The organism is Nioella sediminis, assembly GCF_001879695.1.
Lineage (GTDB): Bacteria > Pseudomonadota > Alphaproteobacteria > Rhodobacterales > Rhodobacteraceae > Nioella > Nioella sediminis.
The window spans coordinates 1-8,908 of record NZ_MNBL01000010.1 but is presented as its reverse complement, the minus strand read 5'-3'; the positions used below and the strand labels follow the sequence as shown (position 1 = coordinate 8,908).

The 8,908-nt window shown below is 63.7% G+C and carries 7 protein-coding genes; 5 read left to right on the top strand and 2 right to left on the bottom strand.

Annotated features, from left to right (window positions below; translation table 11 throughout):
- From BKY26_RS00995 to BKY26_RS00985, 3 genes are all read left to right on the top strand, one after another.
- The coding region (locus tag BKY26_RS00995) for a trimethylamine methyltransferase family protein (protein ID WP_071688538.1) at nt 1–1,536 on the top strand (1,536 nt) is incomplete at its 5' end.
- 98 nt (nt 1,537–1,634) lie between these two features.
- Nucleotides 1,635–2,222: a heme NO-binding domain-containing protein gene (locus tag BKY26_RS00990; protein WP_071688537.1), complete on the top strand. Its 588-nt coding sequence runs from the start codon at nt 1,635–1,637 to the stop codon at nt 2,220–2,222.
- Nucleotides 2,219–3,229 carry a GGDEF domain-containing protein gene (locus BKY26_RS00985; RefSeq protein WP_071688536.1) on the top strand — a complete coding sequence of 337 codons (1,011 nt, stop codon included), beginning with the start codon at nt 2,219–2,221 and terminating at the stop codon, nt 3,227–3,229. The genes BKY26_RS00990 and BKY26_RS00985 overlap by 4 nt, the downstream gene beginning before the upstream one ends.
- A 53-nt stretch (nt 3,230–3,282) precedes the next feature.
- Here the strand turns inward: BKY26_RS00985 and carB are convergent, their stop codons facing one another.
- Nucleotides 3,283–6,624: a carbamoyl-phosphate synthase large subunit gene (gene carB / locus BKY26_RS00980; protein WP_071688535.1), complete on the bottom strand. Its 3,342-nt coding sequence runs from the start codon at nt 6,622–6,624 to the stop codon at nt 3,283–3,285.
- 196 nt (nt 6,625–6,820) lie between these two features.
- On the opposite strand from carB, the gene BKY26_RS00975 reads away from it, so the two are divergent.
- Nucleotides 6,821–7,951 carry an aminodeoxychorismate synthase component I gene (locus BKY26_RS00975; RefSeq protein ID WP_071688534.1) on the top strand — a complete coding sequence of 377 codons (1,131 nt, stop codon included), beginning with the start codon at nt 6,821–6,823 and terminating at the stop codon, nt 7,949–7,951.
- Nucleotides 7,906–8,553, top strand: coding sequence for an aminotransferase class IV family protein (locus BKY26_RS00970; RefSeq protein WP_071688533.1), 648 nt, complete (start codon nt 7,906–7,908; stop codon nt 8,551–8,553). The genes BKY26_RS00975 and BKY26_RS00970 overlap by 46 nt, the downstream gene beginning before the upstream one ends.
- Here the strand turns inward: BKY26_RS00970 and BKY26_RS00965 are convergent.
- A partial coding sequence (locus tag BKY26_RS00965) for a class I SAM-dependent methyltransferase (protein ID WP_193600163.1) occupies nt 8,538–8,908 on the bottom strand: 371 nt, incomplete at its 5' end. The two genes, BKY26_RS00970 and BKY26_RS00965, sit on opposite strands and share 16 nt — an antisense overlap.

Below are 8,908 nucleotides of genomic sequence, written 5' to 3'. Positions count from 1 at the left end.
CGCCGCCGTGCCGGCGGACGCCGCGGCCACGCAGACCGTGCCGGACATGCCGCCATCGACCAGATGCCCTGGCGCCTGCCGGTCAACCCCGACCGCCCGACCGAACCGATGCCCCCCGAGGGGGTTCAGGCGATCCACAAGGGTGCCATGCGGATATTGTCGGAGATCGGCATCGAGTTCCTGAACCCGGTCGCACGCGACCATCTTGCCCGTGCCGGTTGCAAGGTCGAGGGCGAAAACGTGAAGATGGACGAGGATTTCGTGATGGAAATGGTGGCGCGCGCGCCCGACCAATTCTCGATCACCCCGCGCAATCCCGACCGGAAACTGATTATCGGTGGCAATCACATTGTCTTTGGAAATGTCTCCTCGCCGCCCAATGCATGGGATATGGATCGCGGCAAGAGATCCGGTGATTTCGAGACCTACAAGGAATTTCTGAAGCTTACCCAGTATTTCAACTGTATCCATTTCGCGGGCGGCTATGCGCCGGAGCCGGTGGATGTGCACGCCTCGGTCCGGCATCTGGAATGCCTCTATGAAAAACTGACGCTGACCGACAAGGTGGCCCATGCCTATTCGCTCGGGCGGGAGCGGGTCGAGGACGTGATGGAGATGGTGCGCATCGCGGGCGGGCTGACGGAGGCAGAGTTCCGCGCCACGCCGCATATGTACACCAATATCAACTCGGTCTCGCCCCTGAAGCACGACTTCCCGATGCTGGAAGGCGCGATGATCCTGGCCGAGGCGGGGCAGGGCGTGGTGGTGACGCCCTTCACGCTGGCCGGTGCCATGGCCCCCGTGACGCTCTCGGGCGCGGTGACGCTGAGCCTGGCCGAGGGGCTGGCCGCGATCGCGCTGCTGCAATTCATCGCGCCGGGCTGCCCGGTGGCGATCGGCACGTTTACCTCGAATGTGGACATGAAATCGGGCGCACCTGCCTTTGGCACCCCGGAATATATGCGCGCCACCCAGATGACCGGGCAGATGGCCCGGTTCTACGGGCTGCCGATGCGCGCCAGCGGCGTCTGTGCGGCCAACGTGCCCGACGGTCAGGCGATGTGGGAAACCTGCCATTCGCTGTGGTCGGCGGTGCAGTCGGGGACCAACATGGTCTATCACGCGGCGGGCTGGCTGGAGGGCGGGCTGATCGCGAGCCCCGAGAAATTCGTGATGGATTGCGAAGTCTTGCAGATGATCCAGCGTTATTTCGAGCCGCAGCTATGGGCGACGGCGGACGAGGATATCGCCATCGACGCGATCCGCGAAGTGGGGCCGGGCGGGCATTACTTTGGCGTGCAGCACACGCAGGACCGCTATCAGACCGCGTTTTATTCCCCCTTCGCCAGCGACTGGCGCAACTATGAGGCCTGGGAAGCGGATGGCGGCACCTGGACGGCGGAGCGGGCCAACAAGATCTACAAGAAGATCATCGCGGAATTCGAGGCTCCGGCCATGGATGAGGCGGTGAAGGAGGAATTGCGCGCATTCGTGGATCGCCGGATTGCCGAGGGCGGCGCGCCGACCGATTTCTGAGATCATGGCTTTCCCGACCACGGAGCGGGAGGGCCCCCTGTAACGGCTTCTTAACCTCTTGGGTCTAGACCCGAGCGGCAGTTGAAGGGAGCCTGAGAATGCATGGTCTTGTGAACCGTGCCCTGCAGGGGTTTTTGATCGACACCTATGGAGAGGTGACCTGGGACGAAGTGTTGAGCCAGGCGGGACTGCCGGCGGGCGGGTTCGAATCCATGCTGCATTACGAGGATCGCCTGACAGGTGAGGTGATCGTTGCGGCCTCTGCCGTGCTGCACAAGGATCGTTGCACCCTGCTGGAGGATCTGGGCACTTACCTTCTGTCGCATCCAAACCAGGAAGGCCTGCGCCGCCTGATGCGCTTTGGCGGCGACTCGTTCTTCGACTTCCTGCAATCGCTGGATGATCTTTCGGGCCGGGCCCGGCTGGCGCTGCCCGATCTCGATATGCCCGACCTGACGATCCAGCATGACAGTCATAACCGTTTCGTCCTGTTGGTCCGATGGGGGTTGCCCGGGGCGGGGTCGGTGTTTCTCGGGGCGTTGCGGGCAATGGCCGATGACTACGGCGCGCTGGCCTTCTTCGAGGCGGAAGAGGGCGAAGATGGCGTTGAACGCGTGGTGATCGACCTTGTCGATCAGTCCTTCGCCTCCGGGCGCAGCTTTACCCTTGGGGGACGGGTGGCATGATCCAGGATCGGGTCATCGGTCTGTCGGGGACCGCGCTGGACCAGCTGATGCCCATGCATCTCTGGGTCGGCCCGTCGGAGCTGATCAACCGGGTCGGCCCGACCCTGTCTCGGATTGCTGCTCGGGATCTGCGGGGGCAGCCGCTGTTTGATGTTATCGACCTCCAACGCCCCCGATCCGCCCGAACGCTGGAGGCGCTGCTATCCCTGCAGGGCGCGCGACTGACCCTGTGCCTGCGCTGCCGGCCCGATCTGCAATTCCGCGGCATCGTGGTGGGGTTGCCTGCCGGTGTGGGTGGGCTGATCCAACTATCGCTCGGGTTGTCCTTTGCCAAGGCCGTGGATGATTGCGGTCTGACGCTGAAGGATTTATCGCCATGTGATCAAACGGTTGACCTGCTCTACCTGCGAGAGGCCAATGCCGCCATCGCCCGCGAATCCCGCAAGCTGACCGAACGGTTGCAACGCGCAAGGCAGGCTGCGGAACAGCAGGCCCTGACCGACACGCTGACAGGGCTGGCCAACCGGCGGGCGATGGATGCGGCCCTGCTGGCGCTGACCGAGGTGCCGGTGCCGCGTTTCGGGCTGATGCATCTGGACCTTGATTTCTTCAAGGAGGTGAATGACAGCCTCGGCCACGCGGCGGGCGACCATGTGCTGACCCATGTGGCCGATATCCTGCGCTCGGAAATCCGCGGCGGCGATATCGTGGCGCGGGTCGGCGGCGATGAATTCGTGCTGCTTTTCCGCGATTGCGATGACCCTGACCTGCTGGAGGCCATCGGCGCGCGGCTGATTTCCCGGCTGGAGGAACCGACGATCTTCGACGGTCAGCCTTGCCGCATCTCGGCCAGTGCCGGATCGGTCCTTGCCTCGCGCTATGATCACCCGACGCCGGACCGGATGCTGAATGACGCCGATGTCGCGCTCTATGCCTCCAAGAACCGGGGGCGAGCACAGCATACGCTCTATTCGGAGGATCTTCTGGCCCCGCTCCGGCCCAATTGAAACGGCCCGCACCGGACAGGCACGGGCCGCTATCTTTTGAAGACGAAAAGAGATCAGGCGGCGGGGCTGGCCTGAAGGCTTTGCACGTTCAGATCGCCTTCGCGCGCCGCGCGCATGGCCAGAGCGGCGGCATGGGCTCCGGCGGCGGTGGTGAAATAGGGGATCTTGTCATAAAGCGCGACCGAGCGGATCTCGCGGCTGTCTTCCACCGCCTGCGCGCCTTCGGTCGTGTTCATGACCAGGTGAATCTCGCCATCCTTAAGCAGATCGACGATATTCGGACGGCCCTCATAGACCTTGTTTACCGTCTCGCAGGCCAGCCCGTGACCCTCCAGCCAGCTGGCACTGCCGCGGGTTGCAACCAGGGTAAAGCCCAGATCAATCAGGATCTGCGCGGCTTCCAGCATCAGCGCGCCCTTGTCGGCATCCTTGATCGACAGGAACACGCGGCCCTCAGACGGCAGGACAGTGCCCGCGCCAAGCTGCGCCTTCAGGAAAGCGCGGGGGAAGGACACGTCCCAGCCCATGACCTCGCCGGTCGAACGCATCTCTGGGCCAAGGATCGTATCGACGCCGGGGAAGCGGGCGAAGGGCAGGACGGCCTCTTTCACCGAATACCAGGGCATCATCGGATCGGCGAGCGTCATCGGATCGGCCTCTGGCAGGGTGCCGGGCTTGGCGTTCTCCGGGTAGGGCGCGCGCATCGGGAAGGTCGCCAGAGGCTCACCCGCCATCAACCGTGCGGCGATGGAGGCGATGGCGCTGTCTGTGGCCTTGGCCACGAAGGGCACCGTGCGGCTGGCGCGCGGGTTCACTTCGATCAGGTAGACCTCACCATCCTTCACCGCGAACTGCACGTTCATCAGGCCGACGACGTTCAGCGCCAGCGCCAATGCGTGGGTCTGTTCCTTGATCACGTCCAGAACATCGGCGGGCAGCGAATAGGGCGGCAGCGAACAGGCGGAGTCGCCGGAATGCACGCCAGCCTCCTCGATATGCTGCATGATGCCCGCGATGTGCACCTCCTTGCCATCGCAGAGCGCGTCCACGTCCAGCTCTGTCGCGCCGTCGAGATAGCTGTCGAGCAGCACCGGGCTGTCGCCCGACACGACTACGGCCTCGTTGATGTAGCGGCGCAGCTGGTCCATGTCGCGCACGATTTCCATGGCGCGCCCCCCCAAAACGTAGGAAGGGCGGATCACCAGCGGGAAGCCGATCTCTTCCGCGATGGCCAGCGCCTGGTCGTCGGTCGAGGCGATGCCGTTATGGGGCTGCTTCAGCCCAAGCCGGTTCACGAGATCCTGGAACCGCTCGCGGTCTTCGGCCAGGTCGATGGCGTCGGGCGAGGTGCCGAGGATGGGTATGCCAGCCTCTTCCAGCGCATTGGCGAGTTTCAGAGGCGTCTGGCCGCCGAACTGCACGATGACGCCATGCAGCGTTCCGGCCTCCTGCTCGACGCGCAGAATCTCCATCACATGCTCGAAAGTCAGCGGCTCGAAATAGAGGCGATCCGAGGTGTCATAGTCGGTCGACACGGTCTCGGGGTTGCAGTTGACCATGATCGTTTCGTAACCCGCTTCGGTCAGGGCGAAACAGGCATGGCAGCAGCAATAGTCAAATTCGATGCCTTGGCCGATCCGGTTGGGTCCACCACCCAAAATCACGACTTTTCTGGCACTTGTGGGGCGTGCTTCACATTCTGCTTCACCCATGACGCTGTGTTCATATGTTGAATACATATAAGGCGTCTGCGCCTCGAATTCCGCGGCGCAGGTGTCGATCCGCTTGAATTGCGCGGTCACGCCAAGGTTCACGCGGGCGCGGCGCACATTGCCCTCGTCCCGGCCCGTCAGCTTGGCCAGTCGGGCATCGGTGAAGCCCATCATCTTGACCCGGCGCAGGCCCTCTTCTGTCACCGGCAGGCCGTCGCGGCGGATCACCTCTTCGGCGTCGATGATTTCGCGGATACGGGCGAGGAACCACGGGTCGAAGGCGGTAATCGCCTGAATTTCGTCATCCGAGAAACCATGGCGCATGGCCTGGGCGATAACGCGCAGCCGGTCCGGGGTCTGTTCCGACAGGGCCTTGGACACCGCCGCCTTGTCGGGCGCGCCGGGGATGGCGATCTCGTCGAAGCCAGTGAGGCCGGTTTCCATCGAAGCCAGCGCCTTCTGCACGGATTCGTGGAAGCTGCGGCCGATGGACATGGCTTCGCCCACGGATTTCATCGCCGTGGTCAGGTAGGGTTTGGAGCCGGGGAACTTCTCGAAGGCAAAGCGTGGGATCTTGGTGACCACATAGTCGATCGTCGGTTCAAACGACGCGGGCGTGACCTTGGTGATGTCGTTATCCAGCTCATCCAGCGTATAGCCCACGGCCAGTTTCGCAGCGATCTTGGCAATCGGGAAACCCGTCGCCTTGGAGGCCAGCGCCGAGGACCGCGACACGCGCGGGTTCATCTCGATCACCACCATGCGCCCGTCGGCGGGGTTCACCGCCCATTGCACGTTGGACCCGCCGGTCTCGACCCCGATCTCGCGCAGAACGGCGATCGAGCCGTTGCGCATGATCTGGTATTCCTTGTCGGTCAGCGTCAGCGCAGGCGCCACGGTGATGGAATCGCCGGTATGCACGCCCATCGGGTCCACGTTTTCGATGGAACAGACGATGATGGCATTGTCGGCGGTGTCGCGTACCACCTCCATCTCGTATTCCTTCCAGCCAAGCAGACTTTCATCGACGAGGATCTGGTTGACGGGCGAGGCATCCATGCCGGTGCGGCAATAGTGGATGTAGTCCTCGCGGTTATAGGCGACGCCGCCGCCGGTGCCGCCAAGGGTAAAGGCAGGGCGGATGATCGCGGGCAGGCCGATCTCTTCCAACTCGTCCAGGGCCATCTGCACGCCCGCATCCAGATCGGCGCTGCCACTTTCTTTCTTGGGGGCGGTGACGATGGTGGCCTTGGGGTTTTCCAACCCGATCCGGTCCATCGCCTCGCGGAACAGCTTGCGGTCCTCTGCCATTTCGATGGCGTCGCGCTTGGCACCGATCATCTCGACGCCGAACTTGTCCAGCACGCCCATTTCTTCCAGCGCCAGCGAGGTGTTCAGACCGGTCTGCCCGCCCATGGTGGGCAACAGCGCGTCGGGGCGTTCCTTTTCGATGATCTTGGCCACAACCTCGGGCGTGATCGGTTCGATATAGGTGGCATCGGCAAGGCCGGGGTCGGTCATGATCGTGGCCGGGTTCGAGTTCACAAGGATGACGCGGTAGCCTTCCTCGCGCAGCGCCTTGCAGGCCTGGGCCCCGGAATAATCGAACTCGCAGGCCTGGCCGATTACGATTGGCCCCGCTCCGATGATCATGATGGACTGGATATCGGTTCTTTTCGGCATGTCGTTTCCCCGGCAGCAGGCAAGACGCCGGTGCGATGGCACCGTACGCAAATTGTCCTGCGTTATAGGGATGGAGACCCCGGGCGCAAGGGGGGTCTGGAATGAATCTCAATCTGTCGCGTCCGGGGGTGTCCGTCGGTGGCATTTGCACCTATCTGGGGTGCAAGCGGAATCAAGCCACGAGTCGACATCTGACATGCGCATCACCTTCGATCACGGACTTGGGTCTGGGCGCAGAAAGTTCGAATCCCCGCGCGCGTTGATCATCGCGCGGGATGCAGATGACGTGGCCGGGGCGCTGAAAGAGATGGAGCTTGCCCGCGCGGGCGGGGCATGGCTGGCGGGATATGCCAGCTATGAACTGGGATATGCTCTGGACCCAAGGCTCGCGCCGCTGATGCCGGAGGCGCGCAAGATGCCGTTGCTGTGTTTCGGCGTCTACGACCGGCCGGAGCCCGCAACATCGGGGTCTCGCACGGTTCTGCGGCCGCGAAACATCGCCCCCCGCTGGAGTTCTGCGCGTTACGCGCAGGCCTTCGAGCGGCTGCATGGGCTGATCGGCGCGGGGGATCTCTATCAGGCCAACCTGACCTTCCCGATCGACCTCGACCTTGCCGGGTATTCCGCCGCCTCGCTTTACGAGGGGCTGAGCGACGGGCAGCCCGTCGGCCACGGCGCGCTGATCGAGCAGATGGATGGCCCCGATATTCTCAGCCGCTCGCCGGAACTGTTCTTCCGCACCGACAGCTCTGGCCGCATCCAGACGCGACCGATGAAGGGCACGCAGCCCCGGTCTGCCGATCCGGCAGAAGACGCGGCGCGGCGCGACTTTCTGAAGACCGACGAAAAGAACCTTGCTGAAAACCTGATGATCGTGGACCTGCTGAGAAACGATATCAGCCGGGTTTGCGTGGCGGGCAGCGTCAAGGTGCCGGAGCTGTTTACCGTCGAAAGCTATACGACCGTGCACCAGATGGTATCGCTGATCGAGGGGCAATTGCGTGATCGCACAGGGCTGGCCGACATCCTGCGTGCCCTGCATCCCTGCGGGTCCGTGACCGGCGCGCCCAAGATACGCGCGATGGAGGTGATCCGCGAGCTGGAGCCATGGCCGCGTGATATCTATTGTGGCGCCATCGGGTGGGCCGCGCCGGATGGGCGGTCTGAATTCAGCGTCGCGATCCGCACGCTGATCCGTGACAAGACCGGGCACGCGGTGCTGAATGTGGGCGGCGGCGTGGTCTGGGATTCGACGGCCGCATCGGAGTATGAGGAGGCGCTGTGGAAAGCCCGTTTCCTGAGCCGGTTCCAGCCAGAACCCGCCTGATCGAAACTTTCGGCTGGTGGCCGGGGGAGGGCGCAAGGCGGCTCGACCGGCACCTTGCTCGACTGGCCCGCAGCGCCGGTGCGTTTGGCTTTCCCTTCGATCTGGATGCTACGCAGAAGCGGGCCGCAGGCCTGACCGGGCAGGGCGCTATGCGGTGTCGCCTGACGCTTGGGGCTGCCGGTGATCTTGAACTTACCGCCGTTCCCTTACCGCCCGCGCCAGACCGGACGTGGCGCATGGCGATTCACCCTCAGAGGGTGCGGTCGAATGACCCCTGGCTGATGCACAAGACCACGAACCGGGCGCTTTATGACGGGGCGCGGGCGGCCCTGCCCGATGGCGTTGACGAATATCTGTTCGTCAATGAGCAAGATGAGGTCTGCGAGGGGACGATTACGAACATCTTCGTGACGCTTGAAGATGGTCGCAGGATCACGCCGCCGCTGTCTTCCGGCCTGCTGCCGGGCATTTTGCGCGAGGAACGGCTGGCCAGCGGAGAGGTTGAAGAAACCCCCGTCACCCTCGACATGCTGCGCAGCGCCCGCGCGATTTCCCTAGGCAATTCCCTGCGCGGAGAGATCCCAGCTCAGCTGCTCATGTAGTCCCGCGTCAGCGGCACGGCCTCTTGCTGGCGGGCGAGTTGCATCTGAAACACGCATTGCTTGGCATGGCGGAACGACATTTCGCTAGCCTTGAGGTAATAGCGCCACATCCGCACGAAGCGCGCATCGTAGAGCTGTTCGGCCTCCTCCGCGCGGGCCATGAACCGGTCATACCAGTGGCGCAGGGTTTCCGCGTAATGCAGCCTCCAGACCTCCACATCCGTGGGGTAGAGCCCCGATTTCTCCACCGCCGCCGACATTTCCGACAGGGCGGGCACATAGCCGCCGGGGAAGATATACTTGGTGATCCAGGGGCTTGTGCTGCCCGGCGGGGTGGCCCGCCCGATCGTGTGGA